Raw genomic sequence first — 20232 nt, 5'->3', positions numbered from 1 at the left:
GATTTGCATTCCAGAATATTTCTCAACGTATCAAAACACCTCACATTATAACACACGTTCCTAATGTTTCACAATAATATATACATTCTCTTGTAAGCGATGCGCAATACCATCTAAAATTGCCTCTAAATTATTTGCAACAAATTCTAGTTCCTCCATCGACTCACAAACAAATAAAGGAGCACCACCTGCAAATTTTTCCGGCGCTGTTGTAATAACTGCCAGGATAACGCTTTCTAACATCATCTCTTATCTCCCCTTCCTTTCGGGGCTTCCGATGACATATGGACGGCACTTTCTAACGTTGGTACATTTCCTATAACACTTATCGCTTTCTCTGCATCTTGATCTTGCGGTAAGACAAAAATTCCAACCCTACCATCCTCTAAATCACGCTTTGCTAACGGTACAAGCGCTGGTGTACCAGAATCTCTATAAATCCCTAGCGCCACCGAAACATCGTGTAAAACAGCTTGCCGTTGCCCTAAATTTGAGATTGTCACCATCGCATCAATTGATTTCGGTTTTAAAATAAACCCCATGCCATATTTCATAATCTCTTCTTGCCTCGCCGGCAATCCAATATTCATAATATAAATATTATCAATATACAGTCCTGCCCCTTCAAAACGAAGGGGCACGTGCTCAATTTCAACAAGATCATGTAGCCTTTTTCCAGACATTAATTTTTTCGCAATAAAAAATGCGATTATAGCCATAATTACTCCCGCAATCCATGAACGGAACCCTATATACGCAAATGTCGTTGCAAACGACGTTAACATCGCCAAATAGTTGCGACTTTCAAAAACCAATGCAATTCCTTCAATATATGTATTTCCACGCGGTACGAGCTCATATCCATCTAATTGTTGAAGCGTGTTTCTTTCCATATTACGTACATCACGAAATTGTGTTGCCGCTAACGTAAGAAATGTAATGGCAGAAAAATCTTTTTTCAAAATAGACGGGATTGCAATCGCTCCTAAAGCAGCTGCAATTAACCCCATTGCAATATGAATAATTTTCCCATGCAGCCTCGTCGGATATTGCCGCGTATCCGTCCGAAGCATTAACACTCTTGTAACTGTCCCCGCTATTACGCCGCATAAAATGGCTGATGTATATTCAGTCATGCATTACCCTCGCCTTTCTTTTACGTGTTTTTCTCTTAAACTGTTCCATGTATACTGATGCTTTTGCAATCCAAAACAATACTGCCATGAATAATGTAGAAACGGCGACGATATCAAAAAATGCTAAACTACCGTAATCATATGGAAAATTCAATTTCCGAAAAATAAATGTCACTAGCAACTCTCCTTGTAACATCCCTACATATAGGGAACATAATCGTAATATGCGATCCCCATGCAATAACACCGATGCATACACAAGAGCACTACTTAGCAGAAACACTCTATCCACCACAATCCAAATCGGATCATATATTTCTAACAAATGAAAACTTGTATATAACATTGCAATAATAAGTGCCGAAAGTAAGCTATATAATTTTTTCCAAACAGAATATAGCGTAATTCCTATAAAAGAAATAATACAAAGTAGAAGAGCATTTACTGATACCACGAATGAGGCAATCGTTACATGTAACGGAGAGCAAATTATAAAAATCATTATACAAGCGCCTAACTTCCACCGAATAGGGTCCTTTTTCATAAAAAAGGTTACGATGATCCACCCTATCCAAGCTACAAAATAAAAAGTACTTCCATCCATCAACTTCACCTCCTATGTTTTCCATTATGGGAACTTTTTATGAAAGTTAATCCACTTTATTTACGCATAGTTTTTTCTTATAACAGCAACACTTTTAACAAGGAGGTGTTATTTATTATGGGTAAAGATCGCCAAGAACGAAAACTACGAGAATCACGCCGCGTTGAATCTGATCGTAATCAATCACTACAATATCCAGGTGCAACTGGACTTGATACACCAGAGCAGGCTCGAAAACAAAACCAGCACTAATTAATACAAAAAGACGGTTTCGATGTTGTACGAAACCGTCTTTTGCATAATCATTTTAATGATTTTTATTTATATTGAAATAATATTTTGTGTACTATATCCTCCTATCACTTCTTTTGCCCCCACCTATTTCCCTTATAAAAGCAAGTCCTCTCAAAAATCCAGTAACTAATCATCTTCATTTTTTAACCTTTTTTCAATTACAATTTTTATAAAATACCAATTCCATTCTCCACTTTATATTACGAGAAAGAAAAGAAAACAAAAAATCAACCGAACGGTTGATTTTTTATCTCCTACTATAATGCGCAGTATCAATACCACGCTGCATTAACCAATGATATGTTTCACCTTTTACAACAAGAGGTACAGATTGCAACTCTTCTATCGTCTTCGCACCAAGAGCTGTCATAATAAATTTCAAATCTGTATGTAGAAGCTCAATTTCATCCACTAATTTCTCGATACCATCTTGCATTAAAATACGTAAAAAGTAACCAGCAAACGCAGTTGTATTCGCCCCTAATGCGATTGCTTTCGCTACGTCAAGCGCTGTCTGTATACCCCCTGATGCAATAAAAGAGAGGTTATTATTTGTAGAGGTTGCTTCAATAATCGAGGTTGCTGTTTGTATGCCCCAGTTATTAAAATAAGAAAGCATTCGCTGTCTTCTTTCATTTTCAACAGCAGCAAAATTCGTACCACCTTGCCCACCAATATCAATTGCCGTTACACCTACGTTCGCTAACTGTTGCATTGTTTCCTTACTCATCCCAAATCCAACTTCTTTTACAATGACAGGAACTTTACTATTTAAAACAATTTTCTCAATACGCTGAAGTACGCCAGTAAAATCACGGTCTCCTTCTGGCATCGTTAACTCTTGTATGACATTTAAATGAATTTGCAATGCATTCGCTTCAATCATATCAACTGCACGCTCTGCCTGCTCGATAGTTGCCTCACTACCTAAATTAGCAAAGAAAATACCATTTGGGTTTACCTTTCTGATCACCTTATAAGAAGCAGCCTCACTTTCATCTTTTAACGCCGCCATTTGCGAACCTACAGCCATAGCAAGGTTATGTTGTTTCGCTACATATGCTAATTGCTCATTGATATGTAACGTTTTCTCTCCTCCACCACCAGTCATCGCATTGATAAAAATCGGCGAACTTAGTGAAAGTTCGCCGATTTTTGTTTCACATGTTATTGTGTCATAATTTGAATTTGGCAAGCTTTGATGCACAAAATCAATATCATGAAAGCCATGCGTACGAGACTGACCAGTAGAAAGAGCGTATTCAATATGATCTAATTTACGTTTTGCCCTTACCACTTGTACCCCTCATTATTTCTTTAATTTTTTCAGTTGTTCACCAATAATATCACTTAATTGGAAAGTAGCAGAATCAGCATTTGGCTCATACTGACTATAATCTTCAATTACATTATTTTCCTCAAGCGCTTCTTTTATACTTAAAGAAATACGTTTCTCTGCTGCGTGAACTTCAAGTACTTTCACTTTTACTTCTTGTCCCATTTCCAATACTTCATTCGGATTTTTCACGTGACGATTTGCAATTTGAGATACGTGTACAAGTCCTTCAACGCCAGGTAAAATCTCAACGAATGCACCAAATGTAACAAGGCGTTTTACTACTCCCTCACGAATATCTCCAGCTTTTATTTCGCCAGCAACGTTTTCCCAAGGTCCTGGTTGAGCTGCTTTAATCGATAAAGAAATACGTTGTGTATCAGCATCAACAGATAACACCTTTACCTTAACCTTTTGACCTTGCTCTAAAACTTCAGAAGGTTGCTCTACACGTTCGTGTGAAATTTGTGAAATGTGAACTAAACCGTCCACGCCACCAACGTTAACGAAAGCACCAAAGTCAGTTAATCGTTGCACTGTTCCTTCAACAACGTCCCCTTCTTTTAATGAAGAAATTGCTTCTTTTTTCTTAGAATCTAGTTCTAATTCTACTACCGCTTTATGCGAAAGGATTACACGATTTTTTTCACGGTCTAATTCAACAATTTTCACCGCTAACGTTTTACCTTTATAGTCAGTAAAGTCTTCTACATAATGTACTTCTACAAGTGAAGCTGGGATAAAACCGCGAACCCCAAGATCCACAACTAATCCGCCATTCACAATATCTTTTACAGTAACATCAAACACATGACCAGAAGTAAATTTCTCTTGTAATTCTACCCATGCTTTTTCTGCATCAACAGCACGTTTAGACAAGACAAGATCATCTTCTTCTAATTTAATAATTTTCAACTCTAGTGTTTGATCTAATTCTACAACATCGCTTGCTTTTTCAATATGAACGTTAGCTAATTCACTAATTGGAATTACGCCATCTGTTTTGTATCCAACATTTACAAGCACTTGTTTCTCTTCAACTTTCGTTACAGAACCTGTAACAACGTCACCAACTTGTAATTCTTTTGAATCCATAACTTCTTCATTCATTTTCTCTACCATGGAAATACCTCCCTACAGAATTGACAAAGCATTTTTTATGTATATACGAAATGAAAACAAAGTTTTCATTTGCATGTTTAAGAATTTCTCATCACATACTTTTTTCAATACCATTCATAAGAAAATATATTAAACCTATATAAATAGTATACAGCAAAACCAGCTTGAAAAAAGTATGTTTTGAAATATAATAGCGAATATATTCTGACAGTTTTATTCCTCTTTAACTAACTTCTTACAAATCAGCTCATTTGTCAAGGAAAGAGACTCACAATTCACGTATCCTTTACATTTCTATTTAAACAAAAAAGAAAGGGGATCATCCCCTTTCTTTATTTCGCAAACACTCCTGAAACAATACTCATAATTTTTTGGACAACTTCTTCAATTGATAAAGAAGTCGTATCTAATTCCAATGCATCATCAGCCTTTTTTAGTGGAGAAACTTCGCGTTCTGAATCTAATTTATCACGCTGAGCAATTTCTTCTTTTAGCTGCTCTAAATTAGAATCGAAACCTTTATTTAAATTTTCTAAATGTCTTCTTTCCGCTCTTTCTTCAACAGAAGCAAGCATAAAGATTTTCACTTCAGCATCCGGTAATACATGTGTACCAATATCACGGCCGTCCATTACAACGCCGCCTTTTTTCGCTAAATCTTGCTGACGGCGTACCATTTCTTCACGAACAAGGCGATGCTTTGCTACAATAGATACTCGATTCGTCACATCAGGTGTACGAATTACTTCAGAAACATCTTGTCCATTTAAAAATACAAGCTGTGTATTTTCTCCTTGCTGAAATTCAATATTTACATTCCTTACAACTTCCATTAACTGCTCTTCATTTTCAATATCTACTTTTTGTTCAAGGGCTGCATATGTAAGCGTACGGTACATTGCGCCTGTATCAATATAAACGTAAGAAAGTTCCTTCGCAACAACTTTTGCCACTGTACTTTTACCAGCAGCTGCTGGACCATCTATAGCAATTGAAATTCGTTTATCCATTGTAACACCTCATTTTTTCACTTATAAAACAAAACGAAAAGCAGGTGTTCACCCTGCTTCTTCTCATTTGCTTCACGTCATTAAATCCTCAATTATTGTAGCATAATCCTTCATAGAAGAAAATGAAAACTACCTATTCACCTGTAAGATTTCCGCTTTGTCTTTTACCATGACACCTTCATAATAAACAATTTTAGATAAATATTTCACTGATGACTTATGTATAAATAACAATTGCACAACAGAAAGACAAATAAATTGTATTATTAATATACGAATAAAAATTCTCTCCATCTTTTCCACCGTAATTGCTCCCTCCTATACTATATTTACACATCTCGTTTCGTAATTTTATACATCGTACATATAGCAGTTAATTTTATTGTCATTTGCGAGGCATACTTTTATACATTTCCATTGTCGAATTTACTAAAAACATGTTATGTTCTAAATGTATTTTTTACTTGAAAGGGGTATAAGAATTGAAAAGAATCCTAGTTTTACACACAGGTGGAACAATTGCAATGGAGGAGGATAAAGAAACTGGAGTCGTACAACCAGGTGAAAAAAATCCTCTTTTAAAATTCATTCCTGATTTAGAAGGCGATGTTGATTTAATCGTTGAAGATGTGTTCCATTTACCATCTCCCCATATGACACCGAGCGAAATGTTACAATTACAAGTCATCATTGATGAAAGAGTAAAACAAGACAACATTCATGGCGTAGTCATTACGCATGGTACTGATACATTAGAAGAAACAGCCTATTTCTTAGATTTAACAGTACAAGCAACTATTCCGATCGTTGTGACAGGTGCAATGCGCTCTAGCAATGAATTAGGTGCTGACGGCCTATATAACTTCTTATCAGCTGTAAAGGTTGCTAGTTGTGATGAAGCTGCAGAAAAAGGTGTTTTAGTCGTATTAAATGACGAAATTCATTGCGCTACAAATGTAACGAAAACACATACAAGTAATGTCGCAACATTCCAAAGCCCACAATACGGACCAATTGGAATGGTAACAAAACGCGGCGTTGTCTTCCATCACGCTTTAGTACATCATGAAACATATACGATAAACACAGTGTCTAAAAATGTAGTTGTTCTAAAAGCATATGCTGGCATGGATGATACATTATTAGCAGCAATCGAAAATCTTCCTGTAGACGGTATTGTTATCGAAGCGCTCGGACAAGGTAATCTACCTCCAAGAACACTTCCTAGTCTAGAACGATTATTAAATAAAGGTATTCCTGTCGTATTAGTTTCTCGCTGTTTCAACGGTATCGTTCAAGACGTATATTCGTATGAAGGTGGCGGTAAACACTTAAAAGATATGGGCGTTGTATTCACATACGGCTTAAATGCACAAAAAGCACGTATTAAATTACTTGTCGCATTAGAGAATACAAATTCTCATGAATCCATTCAAAATATGTTTATGCACGAATAAAAAGGAGTTGTCGAGATTTTCTCGACAACTCCTTTTTATTTTTCTCTTGATGCAATGGTTTGCGCAATCGCATCTCCATGAAATCTACCGTTCTCGATAAATATTTCATTTGCATTATTTCCAGCAGCAATGACACCTGCAATGAAAATATTTTCAGCATTCGTTTCCATTCTATCCTCTGTATAAATTGGACGTCCTGTTTCTTCATCAATCTGAACACCCATCTTCGTTAAGAAGCTATGATCAGGATGATAACCAGTCATCGCAAATACAAAATCGTTTTGGATTGTATAAACTTCACCATCAACTGTAAACGTTAATGTATGCTCAGTAATTTCTTTCACATGAGCCCCGAAATGCATTTGAATTGTACCGTTTCGTACTAACGCCTCAAATTCCGGCAAAATCCAAGGCTTTATGCTTGGTGAATACTCAATTCCACGATACAGTACCGTTACACGCGCACCAGCTTTAACAAGTTCTAATGCGGCATCTACACTCGAATTTTTCCCACCTATAACTACTACGTCTCGATCAAAATAAGGATGCCCCTCTTTAAAATAGTGAGCTACTTTCTTCAATCCCTCACCTGGAACATTCATATAATTTGGATTATCATAATATCCAGTTGCTACAACAATATATTTCGCTATATATGTTTCTTTACTTCCGTCACACTTTGTCGTCTCAACTTGAAAAACTCCTCCATCTTTTTGAACTTTCTCCACTCGCTCAAAAGCATTTACACGTACAGATTTACGTTTTACTACTTCACGATAATACGCAAGCGCTTGATTTCGAACTGGCTTACGATTTTCTGTAATAAAAGCTACATCACCAATTTCTAATTTTTCACTAGAAGAGAAAAATGTTTGATGAGTTGGATAATTATAAATGGCATTTACAATGTTTCCTTTTTCAATTACTAACGGATTTATCCCTACCTTTTGCAACGAAATCGCTGCCGCTAATCCGCACGGACCGCCTCCGATTATAATAACTGTTTCTTTCTGCATACTCGTCCACTCCTAGTCTTCTACCAATACACTATTTATAAAAACAAGAAAAAACCTACTTACAGCAGTAGGTACCTATCTTTATTGTATTCATTTTTCATATATTTGTCATCTAAACGAAACGTACATCCGATAGACATCTGCTAAAAACTGCTGAAATTTAATACCTCGTTTCCCTAATACATTCTCAGGATCAATCTTTCTAGCTGGATCAAGCGTTTTATGTGACACGATATCTTTTTTCGGATTTAAGCCGAAGTTTTGGCATAAATACGCATGATACCATGTAAAACGATTATATGCTTCCCAAAAGTTAACATCACCGCCATAACAAAGTTCCACTCCAATGGCCGCCTTATTCGCGTCATAGCCGTATAAGTCATTATCCGTCGGCACACCATATCGAACATGATACGCAACTTCATTTATAGGAATAATCTCCAATATTGTTTTATCATCTATAAATGTATGCGCCGAAGCTTTCGGTTGTAATTCATTAAAGTAATCTCGATTTCCTATCGCATTGCTTCCTGGATTCCCCGTATCATGGCTTACAATAAATCTCACTTTAGTCAGAGGAATCCCCGGCCGTGAACTTCCATATCCAATATAGTTGCGCTCTATAGGAAACATCGCCATTGCTACCAACTCCCGCTCTAGAAGATTACCTTACTTCCTTATATATGTATTCGGTAGCAACGTCCTTATCGCATATTTCTTACACGAAGAGAAAATCGAAAATATTTGAAGTGAACACCATAAACAACAAGATACTTACAGCCACTCCATAAAAACCGTAAAACCAAACACAATCTTCTTTCGTATCTAAACCGAAAAATTTATTTACCGATTGTAATAATGTGCCACGCTTGCTTTGTTTGTTTCGTAATACTTCCACTCGCTCTACAACATCTGCTGGCATCATAAATCTTTGGTCTACTGTCATTTTCATCATTTATCTCTCCTTAAAATCATTTCCGTTTTGTTTATCTAAGGAGAGTATAGCACGTTTGTTCGTATAGAACAAGCGTTCTTTTTTTATTTTTATTTTATTTTTCAGCAAGCCAAATAAAAATTGAGATTACAACGGCAATAATCGGCCCTACTACAACCACACCAAATATCAAAAACAGTAGCCCTTCCCCGAACATTCTAACGGTACTTACTTTTCGAGCTTTCATCGTTCTTGCAAGTTCTCCCTCTAACCTCTTAACCTTTTCTTCTAATTGTTCTACTCGTTCCAGCATTTCATTCTCCATATATAACACCTCATTTAATACTTCAACAAAAAAACGTGATTCCCTCGAAAGGAAATCACGTTTTCTCAAGATATAATATTTTATACCCAACCTCTGAAGCGGCTTGCTTCAGCCATTTTACGAACACCAACCATGTACGCCGCTAAGCGCATGTTCACTTTACGAACTTGTGCTGTTTCATAAATAGAATCAAATGATCTTACCATTACTTTTTCTAAACGTTGTTCTACTTCTTCTTCAGTCCAGTAGTATCCTTGGTTATTTTGTACCCACTCAAAGTAAGATACTGTTACACCACCAGCACTTGCTAACACGTCTGGAACAAGTAAAATTCCGCGATCTGTTAAAATTTTAGTCGCTTCTAATGTTGTTGGACCATTTGCAGCTTCAACAACGATTTTCGCTTTAATATCATTAGCATTTTCTTCTGTAATTTGGTTCTCAATTGCAGCTGGAACTAAAATATCGCAATCAAGTTCTAACAATTCTTTATTTGAAATTGTATTGTTAAATAGCTTTGTTACTGTACCGAAGCTATCACGACGGTCTAATAAATAATCAATATCTAATCCGTTTGGATCATGTAACGCACCGTAAGCATCTGAGATTGCAATAACTTTCGCACCTGCATCATGCATAAATTTAGCTAAGAAGCTACCAGCATTACCGAACCCTTGGACAACAACGCGTGCACCCTTAATATCAATGCCACGTTTTTTCGCAGCTTCACGAATACAAATTGTTACACCTTTCGCTGTTGCTGTTTCACGGCCATGTGATCCACCTAATACAAGCGGTTTACCTGTAATAAATCCTGGTGAATTAAATTCATCAATACGGCTATACTCATCCATCATCCATGCCATAATTTGAGAGTTTGTGAATACATCTGGAGCTGGAATATCTTTCGTCGGACCTACGATTTGGCTAATTGCTCGTACATAACCGCGGCTTAATCTTTCTAACTCACGGAATGACATTTCACGTGGATCACAGATAATTCCACCCTTACCTCCACCATATGGTAAATCAACAATACCACATTTTAAACTCATCCAGATTGAAAGTGCTTTCACTTCATTTTCTGTTACATTCGGATGGAAGCGAATTCCACCTTTCGTTGGACCAACAGCATCATTATGTTGTGCACGATACCCTGTAAATATTTTAACAGTCCCGTCATCCATACGAACTGGTATTTTCACTGTCATCATACGAATTGGTTCTTTTAATAATTCATATACTTCGTTTGGATAACCCAATTTTTCTAACGCTTCACTAATAACAATTTGTGTTGAATTCAATAGTTCAAAATGTTGTTCCCTTTGTTGTTGTGTTTTTGTTTGAGTTCCCTTTTCGGCTACCATAGTAAGTAAACCCCCTGTAATTTCACTTGTTTAGTAAACCTTCATTGCCTAGTATACACCCTTAAATTTGGAATGCAATAGAAAACGCTAACAAATATATACAAACTATTTTCTGTTGCAAGCGTTTTCACTATTATTATAGTCCTTTTATTACTTTTAGAAAAGTAAAATACTTAAATATTTAAATATTTTTTATTTTACTCAAACATACTCCCATAAAACTGCATATTTTATTTTAAAAAAGTATGTTGGAGTATTTACAATCATCCCTTCCCTTATCCAAATAAAAACAAAACCTCAGCTATGTTGTATTAGCTGAGGTTTTGTTTTTTCACAAAGTAATTGTGTATTTGTTCTATCGCATTAAAATCCATTAATTCTTTACCGTACTCCATGATGCGATAAATAGTTGCGGTAGACGGATTACCGTATTCCGCTAAAATAGCTATAAAATCCGCCTTTAACAATTGAATTTGTTCCTCTTCTTCCATCCAAAGATAGAAGCGCTTATCCCACGTATATAGCTTTCCGCCAGTTACACCAAGGTTATATAAGCGATTCGACAGGTTAATTATGTCATCTAGCGTAGCAAACTCATATAATATATGCTCACTTTCATCTAGAGTCACTTGCATTTCAATAAACTCGTCACGAAACTCATCATCTGTATCCATTTCTTGATTTTCTTTCGTTACAATTACAACCATCCCTTGTGCTTGTAGAGAAAATACTTCAACTGCAATCGGACCATCTGCTTCAAATCCTAATTCCTTATTTGCTTCTTGCATCATATCACGAAATAATTGCTGTACTTTCGGCGCATTTCTCCATAAATCTTCTTTCGTTAATCCTCGTTCAGATAAATCATCAAATGTTAGAAAAATTTTTATCTTATTGTAATTTAATCGTTCCAGCCTCATCTCATACCCTCCCTACGTAACCAATGCATCTAATTTTTATTATATGAAATAGAAAATAGATGGTTCTTTTCGAACAACTATTCCGACATTTTTAACCATTCATCCCATTCTTCTTTTGTATCACCAATTAAGGTTGTTTCAATGTCCAACTGGTTTAGAACGCCTACCTTTCCGATAAAGCCAACAGAAAGAGATTCCCTTTTTTCTTGTAATAAATTTATAAAGTTCATCGTCTTTTTCATTTCTTGTTCGTCAGCAAAAGATACAAATACATATTTCGGCTGTATTTCTTCTACCGCTGACAACATACCATCTTCAGCTAAGCTTGTCCTAATATATATCGCCTCATATCCTTTTAAGCGTAAATACGTTGAAAAAATAAATCCTTGCAATGCATTCTTTTCTAACACAATAACTTTGTGTAAAGAGGAAAACATTGAGGCATTGTGATACACCATTCCTAGACGCGTTTGTAAAAATGATAGTGCATATTGGAATTGCGCCATTGAAATCTCATTATTATTTTTTGACATTAATAAATTGTCTGTCACTCGAAGAACGATACTGGCAACAACCTTCTCTGTTGAATATATACTAAAAGCTTCGTTTAATAATGCAGTAATTGTAATTTCATCAAATTTTAACAAAGCTTGTAGCAAATCGTCCACTAAAACAACTTCTTTATCGAAAGGTATCTCTTTTTGAACTGTACTCTGCAAACGATTCTCTTCTAATAACTGAACTGCTTGTCCAATCATCATACCGGAAGAAACTTTTTCCATTAACCATTTTAAAATTTGAATATGTTCTTCTGTATATAAACGATGCCCAGCTTGATTCCGCTTTGGGGCAATAATTTGATATCGTCTTTCCCATGCACGAAGCGTACTCGGCTGAACTCCAATTATATTCGAAACAGCTTTTATATTATATTTTCCACTAAGAGTTGGCATCATTTCCCTCCGCACAATGTAATAATATGTGTTTGAGCAGGTGCTCGGAAACGAAGTGGTATCAATGTTGTTCCGTACCCATTACTAACAAAGAGAATCGTATTCAAATGGTTATATACGCCACCTTTTAAATATTTTTTAGATGGGAATAATCGGATTTGTCCCCCATGCGTATGTCCACTTAATACAAGTGAAATCTGCTCATTTCCAGACATCTTTTTTATTATATCAGGGTTGTGACTAACTAAGATACGAAAACCTTCTTCTTTACAATCCACCAATGCCAAATCTAGACGATCACGGTGCAATCCAACATCATCTATACCGAGCAAACAAATTTTCTCTCCTAATTCAGACTCAAATACCACTCTTGTATTATCTAAAACTTTTACGTTATTTTCTAATAATAACGCATCTAATTCATGATATTCTATCTCATAATCATTGTTTCCCCACACAAAATATACAGGAGCTATCTCTCTTAACTTTTGAATATTCGCAGAGATTTTTGATAAAGAGACACCTTTCTCTGCTAAATCTCCTCCGATAATTACTAGATCTACTTTTCCTTTTACTTGTTCAATTAACAAATTCGAAATAACTCTTCTATGAATATCAGAAATAAAAAACACATTTACTTTTTGAAAACTTTTCGGAAATTCTTTAAATACTAAAGTATGTTCCAACACCGTATTACGCGTCGCTTCTTTATACATCACAAGAAGTAATAAAATCCCAATGCCTATGAGAGTACTGAATAATATAATCCATATCATATTTTTTACTCCCCTCCTCATAAAGATAATCCTAGGCTTTTATAACAAATTGTGATCGCTTAATTCACTAGCTCTCTTGCTTTGTGGATTTATCTTTTATCGGAATTTTTAATTCTTGCCCTGCACTCACTTCATCTTCTTGCAAGTTATTATACTTTTTAATGACTTCAATCCCATTTTCATCCGAAAAATATTGCTTCGCTATACTTTCTAAAGTTTCTCCCTCTTTCACAGTATGCGTTATCGCTTTTTCAGACTGTTTCTGTGAATCAGATTTAGCTGAATCAAAGAAGATTACTTCAAACGCACTTTTCCCGGCATTATTACTATCGCCCTTCACCTGAATATATTTATCCGTATACCACAAAATACTAATTGGCAGCAGAATGAATAGAAATGTTAAAACCCGGACGAAAATGTGATTTATTTTAAACTTTTGTTTTTTCTCTTTATTTCTATGAATTTCACTACGCGGCGGTAAACTTTCTTTTTCTTCCACTCGCTCAACTTCTAATTCCTCTTCAAAATCAGGAATTCGTTTCCTCATGTTGTTCACCACCACCTTCCATTTATTTTCTTAATTGGAGTCCCATTATAAAATCAACAAGAAAGTGTGCAAAGATTGTTATAAACAAATTCCCTGTCCATTCAAATACATAACCAAAGACAAAACTAATGAAACAGACGAAACAAAACAAAAATGGCTTTGTTATATAACGAATATGTAACACTGCAAATACTAAACTCGCAATTACAATTCCAAAATGAGTCTGCACTACACCTCTAAATAAAAATTCTTCTGCAAAACCGATTACGAACGTAATAACGAGTAAATGTAGAACCGACATTCCTCGAAACATCTTATCGTTAATACCACCATCATCAAACCAAGACTCTGGAAACACTCGCATTGCAACATAATCTAATAACACAATACCAATCGCTAACAAACCACCTATAATAAGTATAGATACTGGTTCCCATTTCCATAAATTAAACACTTCTTTTACATCTTGAAATAATATATATGCTAGTAAACAGCCAATACCGATAATAATTAACTGTGTTATATATAGATTCAGCCTTATTTCCTGCGGACTCATATCTTCAACATTATGCCTTTGAATGTTCATCATTCCTCCATCTTTTCTAGGCCGAAAAGCTTTTGTAACTCTGTTTCCCAATTATAGTCGAAATCCGATTGTTGCGCTCGTCTTTTTTTATAATCTTCTTTTGTAATACCGCAATAATCGCAGCAATTATTTAACTCTTTCTCTTTCCTATAACCGAACTGTTGCAGCACATATTCACGTCTACATCCTTTAACTCGTATCCATGACTTCATATTTTCTAATTCACTATATTTATTACGCAACCTTATTTCTACTTCAGCTATTAATCGGTTCATAATTTCATCTGACAAACCCTCTAATAATAATCTTCGTTGTTGTATAATTCCAACCTGTTCGAGATGATAACGAACGAAACGCCAATATTGCTCATTAAATCTTGCTGCATTATAACAAATTTCTTCTACATCTTCTATTGGTAATTCTTTCGTTTGAAACATTCTTTCTTGTAGTAAAGAAAATAAAAATTGTATTTGCGACTTACTTGGCAATTCATCCTCAATGATTGAAAGTGGTAAATCATGATCCAACGGACTACACAATAAAATAGCTATACTCGGTTTGCCATCTCTTCCAGCTCTTCCGATTTCTTGTAAGTAAGAAGCTATATTAGTTGGATAATGAAAATGAATAATATATTGCGTATTCGCCTTATTTACCCCCATACCAAATGCACTTGTACATATTACAAGCTGCAATTGATCGTTCATAAACTGCTGTTGAATTAACATACGCTCTTCATGTTCCATACCACCATGATAAAAAGCTACACCAGTAACACCTTTCCCTCTCAAGTATTCCGTTAACCTTTCTGTCCACGCTCTACTTGAACAATATACAATCCCCGGCCCTTGTAAATACATCACCTGCTCCAAAAGCGCCTCTTTCTTTTCTTCTATCGTCTCTACAAATTGCACCTCCATTGCAATATTAGGACGGTCAATAGAGTATACATGTTCCGCGGCACCCTTTAAATTTAAACTGTCTGCGATATCTTGCAGTACCCCTTTTGTCGCTGTGGCTGTCAATGCTAACACTGTAGGAGAACCAATATTTTCAATAACTACATTTAGTTTCTTATAGTCCGGTCTAAAATCATAACCCCATTGAGAAATACAATGAGCCTCATCAACAACAAATAATGAAATATGAATTTTCTTCAATTCCCTAATTAATAACTCCGACTGTAACATCTCTGGTGAAACAAAAATAAATTTATATGAAGATAATTTTTTCATCGCTTCTCTTTTTTCATTTAATGTCCGAAAACTATTAAATGCTATCACTCGGTTTTTCACAACATACTTTAATTGTGTCACTTGATCTTCCATTAAAGATAATAACGGCGATACAACAAGCACTGTTCCTGCTCGCATAAGCCCCGGAAACTGATAGCACATAGACTTTCCTCTTCCAGTCGGAAGCATTGCTATCACATCTTTTCCTTCTAATAAATCTGTAATAACTCCTTTTTGACCTGGACGAAATTCAGAATATCCAAACCACTTATATAAATATTCTTCAAGTTTCATTTACACCCTCCATCCGCGCTAATACAAGACGAACTTCAAAATAAGAGATATCTTCTCCAATCGCTTGTTTCAAAACACGTAACTTCCGCGTTTGCAATGCTTCAATTACTTTTATTACTTTGTCTATCTTTTCTTTTTCCATAAACATTTCAATAGAAAAATCTTTTTCTCGCAAAGCAATTTCAACAAAATGATCTTCTATCGTTGCAACCTTCAAATTCCGAATCGTTGCTATTTCTTCTAAAGAACGCCCTTGTCTCCAAAAATTATATGTTTTTTTCGTGGATAAACTAAATAGTTCAGCTCTCTCATTTGGATAAGATATAATTTCAGCTAATAGCGGAAATTCATTTTCTTTATCACGAACTTCTTGTATAAAGAAATGCATTGTACCCCAAAATAAAAAATACACCCTGAACATATCTTGTTTCGTAATTTCTGCTAATTGTTGCAATGTACAACCAATCCGTTCATAACCCGTTAGTCGATATGTTACAATCGTCGCTTCTATCGCATTACTTTTTTCTAAAAGATTATGTACTTCCGTCCACAGTTTTCTCGCCAATTCACTTCTCTTATATGGCCTTCCTGTTAGAAAACGTTTCACCCACATCATTATTTCTGTATCTTGTTGAATCGGGATAAACTTAGTATTATTCTGTTGTAAATTTGATACAGTTTGAATAATCAATGACAATCTTTTCCAAAATGTTTCACCTAATTCTCCATAATGTAAACCATGCAAATGCGCTGGAAAAGCATAAACTTCCTCCCATTTATGTAACTGCGTTTTACCCTTAGGTGTTAACACATATGTATTTTCATGTATTTCTTGAATAAAATCTGCTTGCAACAACTTTACAACTTCACCATCATAGTCATTTCTATTTAATGATTTATATATTCCGAACAAAAAAGAAATTCTAAACATATTTCCATCTTGTAAAGTTTGCGAAGAACGTTTGCCCTTTAGTAAATAATAAATAGATGAAACGGTTCTTTCACCATTCAATTGTTTTAAACAATGCAACAAAGTATATTGTATTTGCATGACCGCTTCCACCTTCCAATCTTAACTTCATTCTTTTCAGTACAATTATACTATCTACTGTCGCTCATTAAACTTATCATAATAAGAACTATATACTTGTATATATTCTATTGTATCAAACGAAATCATATTTACGTATTTTGAAAATCTTATGACATAATTCAAAAATAAGTTGACACTCTAATTGATAAGCATTATCATTATAATTTTATGTTGAAAAGTTTTACAAACCGTTTTACAATAAGGTTATAATTTTTATGGCAAGCTTTTCACATACATATTATCAGGAGGGAAAAAAGATGGCAAAATATACAATCGTTGATAAAGATACTTGTATTGCATGTGGTGCTTGTGGCGCTGCTGCACCAGACATTTATGACTATGATGATGAAGGTATTGCATTTGTAACATTAGACGATAACCAAGGTATCGTTGAAATTCCAGATGTATTAATTGAAGATATGATGGATGCATTCGAAGGCTGTCCAACTGACTCAATTAAAGTTGCTGACGAATCATTCGACGGAGACGCTTTAAAATTTGAATAGTCTTTTATTAACTTCAAAAAATGCCCCTCATATTGATGAGGGGCATTTTTTGTATCTAAATTTTATTTTCCTTAATAAAAAACCATTAGTAGTTCCACACTACTAATGGTTTATATATATTATGCATTTTTCATTTTTGCAAACACCCATACTTTCAGGCGTGAGAATAATGCCACAAATACAATTGTTACAACAATTCCTTTAATTAAATTAAATGGTAAGATTGCCGTTACAACCGTTGTTCTTATAGCTTCGCTAGACATAGCTGGTGAATTTAAAAACCAAGTGTACGCCGGGAATATGATGATGTAGTTTAATACACTCATAATAAGTGCCATTGTAATTGTCCCTAGCATTAACCCTGTCGTTAAACTCTTCACAGTACGATACTTTCTAAATAAGAAAGCTGCTGGTCCAATAAATAAACATCCTGCAATAAAGTTTGCAATTTCTCCAACTGGTACTCCCGTTAAACTTCCTTGAATCCCGTAATGTAAAATGTTCTTTATTGCCTCTACAATCACTCCAGCTACTGGTCCAAAGATAATTGCTGCAATTAGAGCTGGTACATCACTAAAATCAATTTTCAAAAATGGCGGAAGCCCTGGGAACGGGAAATCTAACATCATTAGTAAATATGCAATACTACTTAGCATCGCTACACTCACCATCTGCACCACACTGTTTTTTTGTTTCATCTTTCTCTCTCCTTTTCCATCGATCTTCTCATGGAAAGTGGAAAGGTTCTGCTATGCCTATTTTTTCATAGAACGAAAAAACCCTTTGTGTTTTACACAAAGGGAGAATTTAAGGCACATCAAACAGACGTTCAAATCCATATCTTTTTTGAACGCTTGAACCTCCATCTTCTCCCATCCAGACTGTACTGTCGGCTTTGGAATCACACCAAATCCTGCCTTAACGGCTCGCGGGCTTAGAACAAAATCATAAATAGTTCATCACCGCCGGTCGGGATTTTCACCCTGCCCCGAAGATAGACCGATATTCTATTTTCCCCTTCATTATACAACAACCTCATAACATTGTGAACAAAAAAATTGTAACTTATTTAAAATTAGTTATTTATTTTTCGTAACAATAAATAAATTGCGAGATATTTTACAATACAATCCATATTTTTTATTATTCGGCATTTCTCTTTTGAATTACCTAGTCATATATAATTAAAAGTGATAAGATATTGAATTGTTAAGATAAGAACATTTTCTGAGTTATGGAGGAAATGTCATGAAAAAAGAAAAGAGACATTCTATTCGAGAAGCAATGAAAAAAAACTTAAGAAAAGAATACTTTTACTTAAAAAAAGAATTACTTTTCTACTGCCCAATTGATTTAGGCACATTCTCAAACGAGACATACTATGCTACTTTCGATGAAGATGGCATCAGTATTTATCAGTATGATAAAAAAACAGAAAGTAAATTAAAATTGTGTGAGCGTCATCCGTGGAAAAGTTGGAGTAAAGTGAAGATTGATCACTATTTGACAACTTCTCAATTTATTTTTCAGGGTGAGCGAAATTGGATCTTATCCCTTTTTCAAAAAGGAAAAGAAGCTCAAAGAATTATTGAAGAGCATACATCTTTACAAACAGAAGTTGTTTCCCGCTCTTTCTTAAAAAAACTTCCTGGTTTTCGTTCTAATACACCACTGAATAAATACATCGGTAGCATTTGTTACACTGCACTTATTGCATTTTTATTAAAATGGATGATTCCATTTCAAGCACCACAAATCGCCCTGTATTCTATTTCGATTGGTTGTATGCTTCTTGGCCTACTTTGTTTGACAATCGGTTTAATTGAACCGACTATCGTACTGTTTCGAACAAAAGAGAAAACAAGAACAAAAGTTTTTTACTTATATAGCTATTTAGCTATTTCTGGATTTATATGTGTCTTTATTTTTTGGTAAAAGAAGCCGTCCCAAAATAAATTTTGGGACGGTTTTCTTTTAGATATAAATACTCTAATTCACTCAATACTTCTAGCAGAAGCGCCCATATAATTTCATTTACATTGAACCTTATTTAAGAATATTCAAAGTTTAATTTTTGAGACGTTGCCTTTACTTAACATATAATTGTTGATTAGGATAAATTAGCTCTTGCTGCAGCCCATTTTTTTCTTTAATTTCCTTAACTGACATACTAAATTTCCGTGCAATACTAACTAAAGTGTCCCCTTTTTGCACGACATATAACGATGAAGAAACGACTTCATTTCTTTGTTCATGTAAAACAAGCAATGGATTCATCGCATTCTGTTTTGCCATCGTCCATCTTCCTTGATGAACTTCTAAATGTAAATGTGCACCTCGTGATTCTCCTGTATTTCCTACTTCTCCAATTATTTCCCCTTTTGAAATATAATCCCCTTGAACTACATATCTCTTATTTAAATGTGCATATACAGCCTCATATTCTCCGTGTTTAATAAATACAACATTTCCATAACTACTTGAATAATAAGACTTCGTTACCTTACCATCTTGGATAGCTGCCACAGGCGTTCCAATCGGTGCAGCTACATCAATACCATAGTGTTTTCCATGCCTTGTCCCAAAATAATCACTTATCTGACCTTCAACAGGCCATGTCCATCGATTTTCTTCTGCATAAACATGTAATTGAGATACAAACAGTATACTCAATAACATGACTCCGCATTTTAAAACTTTCATATACATCCTCCGTTTTCT

General features: G+C 35.0%; 25 protein-coding genes and 1 riboswitch. Of the genes, 4 read left to right on the top strand and 21 right to left on the bottom strand.

The annotated features are described in order from the left end of the window. Window positions 1–60: 60 nt before the first annotated feature. Genes ASE54_RS01110 through ASE54_RS01100 form a run of 3 tightly spaced genes read right to left on the bottom strand, consistent with a single transcriptional unit; the run spans window position 61 to window position 1740 of the window. Window positions 61–246 carry a hypothetical protein gene (locus ASE54_RS01110; protein WP_000979048.1) on the bottom strand — a complete coding sequence of 62 codons (186 nt, stop codon included), beginning with the start codon at window positions 244–246 and terminating at the stop codon, window positions 61–63. Continuing rightward, on the bottom strand, window positions 243–1136 hold the full coding sequence (locus ASE54_RS01105) for a YIEGIA family protein (RefSeq protein WP_000141605.1): 894 nt from the start codon (window positions 1134–1136) through the stop codon (window positions 243–245). Before ASE54_RS01105 ends, ASE54_RS01110 begins: the two co-directional genes overlap by 4 nt. Then, window positions 1129–1740, bottom strand: a complete 612-nt coding sequence (locus ASE54_RS01100) for a hypothetical protein (RefSeq protein WP_000349104.1) — start codon at window positions 1738–1740, stop codon at window positions 1129–1131. The genes ASE54_RS01105 and ASE54_RS01100 overlap by 8 nt, the downstream gene beginning before the upstream one ends. Before the next feature lie 117 nt (window positions 1741–1857). On the opposite strand from ASE54_RS01100, the gene ASE54_RS35580 reads away from it, so the two are divergent. Beyond that, the gene (locus ASE54_RS35580) at window positions 1858–1992 is read left to right on the top strand and encodes a YpzI family protein (protein WP_000513902.1); all 135 of its coding nucleotides are present in this window, start codon (window positions 1858–1860) and stop codon (window positions 1990–1992) included. Between the two features lie 289 nt (window positions 1993–2281). Here ASE54_RS35580 and ASE54_RS01095 read toward each other — a convergent pair whose 3' ends face one another. The 4 genes from ASE54_RS01095 to ASE54_RS36085 all read right to left on the bottom strand — a co-directional run bounded on the left by ASE54_RS01095 (window position 2282) and on the right by ASE54_RS36085 (window position 5805). Next, window positions 2282–3331: a type 2 isopentenyl-diphosphate Delta-isomerase gene (locus ASE54_RS01095; protein WP_000251041.1), complete on the bottom strand. Its 1050-nt coding sequence runs from the start codon at window positions 3329–3331 to the stop codon at window positions 2282–2284. A 12-nt stretch (window positions 3332–3343) separates the two neighbouring features. Next, on the bottom strand, window positions 3344–4492 hold the full coding sequence (rpsA, locus tag ASE54_RS01090) for a 30S ribosomal protein S1 (RefSeq protein ID WP_000229557.1): 1149 nt from the start codon (window positions 4490–4492) through the stop codon (window positions 3344–3346). A 332-nt stretch (window positions 4493–4824) separates the two neighbouring features. Further along, window positions 4825–5502: a (d)CMP kinase gene (cmk, locus tag ASE54_RS01085; RefSeq protein ID WP_000361254.1), complete on the bottom strand. Its 678-nt coding sequence runs from the start codon at window positions 5500–5502 to the stop codon at window positions 4825–4827. A 129-nt stretch (window positions 5503–5631) separates the two neighbouring features. Continuing rightward, entirely contained in the window at window positions 5632–5805 is a 174-nt protein-coding gene (locus tag ASE54_RS36085) for a YpfB family protein (RefSeq protein WP_000413849.1), read from the bottom strand. A 179-nt stretch (window positions 5806–5984) separates the two neighbouring features. On the opposite strand from ASE54_RS36085, the gene ansA reads away from it, so the two are divergent. After that, window positions 5985–6959: an asparaginase gene (gene ansA / locus ASE54_RS01080; RefSeq protein WP_000822011.1), complete on the top strand. Its 975-nt coding sequence runs from the start codon at window positions 5985–5987 to the stop codon at window positions 6957–6959. Window positions 6960–6994: 35 nt separating this feature from the next. Here ansA and ASE54_RS01075 read toward each other — a convergent pair whose 3' ends face one another. From ASE54_RS01075 to ASE54_RS01020, 12 genes are all read right to left on the bottom strand, one after another. Then, window positions 6995–7975: a YpdA family putative bacillithiol disulfide reductase gene (locus ASE54_RS01075; protein ID WP_001168517.1), complete on the bottom strand. Its 981-nt coding sequence runs from the start codon at window positions 7973–7975 to the stop codon at window positions 6995–6997. A gap of 108 nt (window positions 7976–8083) precedes the next feature. Then, complete coding sequence (locus ASE54_RS01070; RefSeq protein WP_001240656.1) at window positions 8084–8614, bottom strand: N-acetylmuramoyl-L-alanine amidase; 531 nt, start codon at window positions 8612–8614, stop codon at window positions 8084–8086. 79 nt (window positions 8615–8693) lie between these two features. Further along, on the bottom strand, window positions 8694–8930 hold the full coding sequence (locus ASE54_RS01065; protein ID WP_002083150.1) for a DUF3961 domain-containing protein: 237 nt from the start codon (window positions 8928–8930) through the stop codon (window positions 8694–8696). A gap of 94 nt (window positions 8931–9024) precedes the next feature. Beyond that, window positions 9025–9234 carry a hypothetical protein gene (locus ASE54_RS01060; protein ID WP_000426764.1) on the bottom strand — a complete coding sequence of 70 codons (210 nt, stop codon included), beginning with the start codon at window positions 9232–9234 and terminating at the stop codon, window positions 9025–9027. Window positions 9235–9314: 80 nt separating this feature from the next. Then, window positions 9315–10601, bottom strand: a complete 1287-nt coding sequence (gene gudB, locus ASE54_RS01055; protein ID WP_000225173.1) for an NAD-specific glutamate dehydrogenase — start codon at window positions 10599–10601, stop codon at window positions 9315–9317. 311 nt (window positions 10602–10912) lie between these two features. Beyond that, the gene (locus ASE54_RS01050) at window positions 10913–11521 is read right to left on the bottom strand and encodes a genetic competence negative regulator (RefSeq protein ID WP_001235399.1); all 609 of its coding nucleotides are present in this window, start codon (window positions 11519–11521) and stop codon (window positions 10913–10915) included. A 77-nt stretch (window positions 11522–11598) separates the two neighbouring features. After that, window positions 11599–12474: a MerR family transcriptional regulator gene (locus tag ASE54_RS01045; protein WP_001142723.1), complete on the bottom strand. Its 876-nt coding sequence runs from the start codon at window positions 12472–12474 to the stop codon at window positions 11599–11601. Beyond that, entirely contained in the window at window positions 12474–13250 is a 777-nt protein-coding gene (locus ASE54_RS01040) for a metallophosphoesterase (protein ID WP_000637789.1), read from the bottom strand. Before ASE54_RS01040 ends, ASE54_RS01045 begins: the two co-directional genes overlap by 1 nt. A gap of 67 nt (window positions 13251–13317) precedes the next feature. Beyond that, the gene (locus tag ASE54_RS01035) at window positions 13318–13797 is read right to left on the bottom strand and encodes a LysM peptidoglycan-binding domain-containing protein (protein ID WP_001231548.1); all 480 of its coding nucleotides are present in this window, start codon (window positions 13795–13797) and stop codon (window positions 13318–13320) included. Window positions 13798–13819: 22 nt separating this feature from the next. Further along, window positions 13820–14383, bottom strand: a complete 564-nt coding sequence (locus ASE54_RS01030; protein ID WP_001025781.1) for a CPBP family intramembrane glutamic endopeptidase — start codon at window positions 14381–14383, stop codon at window positions 13820–13822. Further along, the gene (gene recQ, locus ASE54_RS01025) at window positions 14383–15912 is read right to left on the bottom strand and encodes an ATP-dependent DNA helicase RecQ (protein WP_000762959.1); all 1530 of its coding nucleotides are present in this window, start codon (window positions 15910–15912) and stop codon (window positions 14383–14385) included. Before recQ ends, ASE54_RS01030 begins: the two co-directional genes overlap by 1 nt. Continuing rightward, window positions 15902–16963, bottom strand: a complete 1062-nt coding sequence (locus ASE54_RS01020) for a helix-turn-helix domain-containing protein (protein ID WP_001167016.1) — start codon at window positions 16961–16963, stop codon at window positions 15902–15904. Before ASE54_RS01020 ends, recQ begins: the two co-directional genes overlap by 11 nt. Before the next feature lie 299 nt (window positions 16964–17262). Here ASE54_RS01020 and ASE54_RS01015 point away from each other — a divergent pair, with 299 nt between their 5' ends. Then, a complete protein-coding gene (locus ASE54_RS01015; protein ID WP_001151993.1) occupies window positions 17263–17511 on the top strand; it encodes a ferredoxin in 249 nt (82 codons plus the stop codon). 119 nt (window positions 17512–17630) lie between these two features. Here ASE54_RS01015 and ASE54_RS01010 read toward each other — a convergent pair whose 3' ends face one another. Continuing rightward, window positions 17631–18209, bottom strand: a complete 579-nt coding sequence (locus ASE54_RS01010; RefSeq protein WP_000810856.1) for an ECF transporter S component — start codon at window positions 18207–18209, stop codon at window positions 17631–17633. 162 nt (window positions 18210–18371) lie between these two features. Next, window positions 18372–18511: riboswitch (FMN riboswitch) on the bottom strand. Window positions 18512–18759: 248 nt separating this feature from the next. Here ASE54_RS01010 and ASE54_RS01005 point away from each other — a divergent pair. After that, the gene (locus ASE54_RS01005) at window positions 18760–19446 is read left to right on the top strand and encodes a hypothetical protein (protein ID WP_000711799.1); all 687 of its coding nucleotides are present in this window, start codon (window positions 18760–18762) and stop codon (window positions 19444–19446) included. A gap of 153 nt (window positions 19447–19599) precedes the next feature. Here ASE54_RS01005 and ASE54_RS01000 read toward each other — a convergent pair whose 3' ends face one another. Beyond that, window positions 19600–20214, bottom strand: a complete 615-nt coding sequence (locus tag ASE54_RS01000; protein ID WP_000866115.1) for a peptidoglycan DD-metalloendopeptidase family protein — start codon at window positions 20212–20214, stop codon at window positions 19600–19602. Window positions 20215–20232 lie beyond the last annotated feature (18 nt).

The organism is Bacillus sp. Root131 (genome assembly GCF_001429475.1).
In the GTDB taxonomy this organism is placed as follows: domain Bacteria; phylum Bacillota; class Bacilli; order Bacillales; family Bacillaceae_G; genus Bacillus_A; species Bacillus_A thuringiensis_S.
This window is presented reverse-complemented; position numbering and strand designations above follow the sequence as displayed.

What these genes read in the sequence shown, in the direction of transcription:
- ASE54_RS01065 (WP_002083150.1), bottom strand. Translation starts at nt 8,930, where the DNA reads ATGATGAAAATGACAGTAGACCAAAGATTTATGATGCCAGCAGATGTT.
- gudB (WP_000225173.1), bottom strand. Translation starts at nt 10,601, where the DNA reads ATGGTAGCCGAAAAGGGAACTCAAACAAAAACACAACAACAAAGGGAA.
- ASE54_RS01105 (WP_000141605.1), bottom strand. Translation starts at nt 1,136, where the DNA reads ATGACTGAATATACATCAGCCATTTTATGCGGCGTAATAGCGGGGACA.
- ASE54_RS01045 (WP_001142723.1), bottom strand. Translation starts at nt 12,474, where the DNA reads ATGCCAACTCTTAGTGGAAAATATAATATAAAAGCTGTTTCGAATATA.
- cmk (WP_000361254.1), bottom strand. Translation starts at nt 5,502, where the DNA reads ATGGATAAACGAATTTCAATTGCTATAGATGGTCCAGCAGCTGCTGGT.
- ASE54_RS01070 (WP_001240656.1), bottom strand. Translation starts at nt 8,614, where the DNA reads ATGGCGATGTTTCCTATAGAGCGCAACTATATTGGATATGGAAGTTCA.
- recQ (WP_000762959.1), bottom strand. Translation starts at nt 15,912, where the DNA reads ATGAAACTTGAAGAATATTTATATAAGTGGTTTGGATATTCTGAATTT.
- ASE54_RS35580 (WP_000513902.1), top strand. Translation starts at nt 1,858, where the DNA reads ATGGGTAAAGATCGCCAAGAACGAAAACTACGAGAATCACGCCGCGTT.
- ASE54_RS01040 (WP_000637789.1), bottom strand. Translation starts at nt 13,250, where the DNA reads ATGATATGGATTATATTATTCAGTACTCTCATAGGCATTGGGATTTTA.
- rpsA (WP_000229557.1), bottom strand. Translation starts at nt 4,492, where the DNA reads ATGGTAGAGAAAATGAATGAAGAAGTTATGGATTCAAAAGAATTACAA.
- ASE54_RS01030 (WP_001025781.1), bottom strand. Translation starts at nt 14,383, where the DNA reads ATGAACATTCAAAGGCATAATGTTGAAGATATGAGTCCGCAGGAAATA.
- ASE54_RS01110 (WP_000979048.1), bottom strand. Translation starts at nt 246, where the DNA reads ATGATGTTAGAAAGCGTTATCCTGGCAGTTATTACAACAGCGCCGGAA.
- ASE54_RS01035 (WP_001231548.1), bottom strand. Translation starts at nt 13,797, where the DNA reads ATGAGGAAACGAATTCCTGATTTTGAAGAGGAATTAGAAGTTGAGCGA.
- ASE54_RS01015 (WP_001151993.1), top strand. Translation starts at nt 17,263, where the DNA reads ATGGCAAAATATACAATCGTTGATAAAGATACTTGTATTGCATGTGGT.
- ASE54_RS01060 (WP_000426764.1), bottom strand. Translation starts at nt 9,234, where the DNA reads ATGGAGAATGAAATGCTGGAACGAGTAGAACAATTAGAAGAAAAGGTT.
- ASE54_RS01050 (WP_001235399.1), bottom strand. Translation starts at nt 11,521, where the DNA reads ATGAGGCTGGAACGATTAAATTACAATAAGATAAAAATTTTTCTAACA.
- ASE54_RS01010 (WP_000810856.1), bottom strand. Translation starts at nt 18,209, where the DNA reads ATGAAACAAAAAAACAGTGTGGTGCAGATGGTGAGTGTAGCGATGCTA.
- ASE54_RS01005 (WP_000711799.1), top strand. Translation starts at nt 18,760, where the DNA reads ATGAAAAAAGAAAAGAGACATTCTATTCGAGAAGCAATGAAAAAAAAC.
- ASE54_RS01020 (WP_001167016.1), bottom strand. Translation starts at nt 16,963, where the DNA reads ATGCAAATACAATATACTTTGTTGCATTGTTTAAAACAATTGAATGGT.
- ASE54_RS01100 (WP_000349104.1), bottom strand. Translation starts at nt 1,740, where the DNA reads ATGGATGGAAGTACTTTTTATTTTGTAGCTTGGATAGGGTGGATCATC.
- ASE54_RS01075 (WP_001168517.1), bottom strand. Translation starts at nt 7,975, where the DNA reads ATGCAGAAAGAAACAGTTATTATAATCGGAGGCGGTCCGTGCGGATTA.
- ASE54_RS01000 (WP_000866115.1), bottom strand. Translation starts at nt 20,214, where the DNA reads ATGAAAGTTTTAAAATGCGGAGTCATGTTATTGAGTATACTGTTTGTA.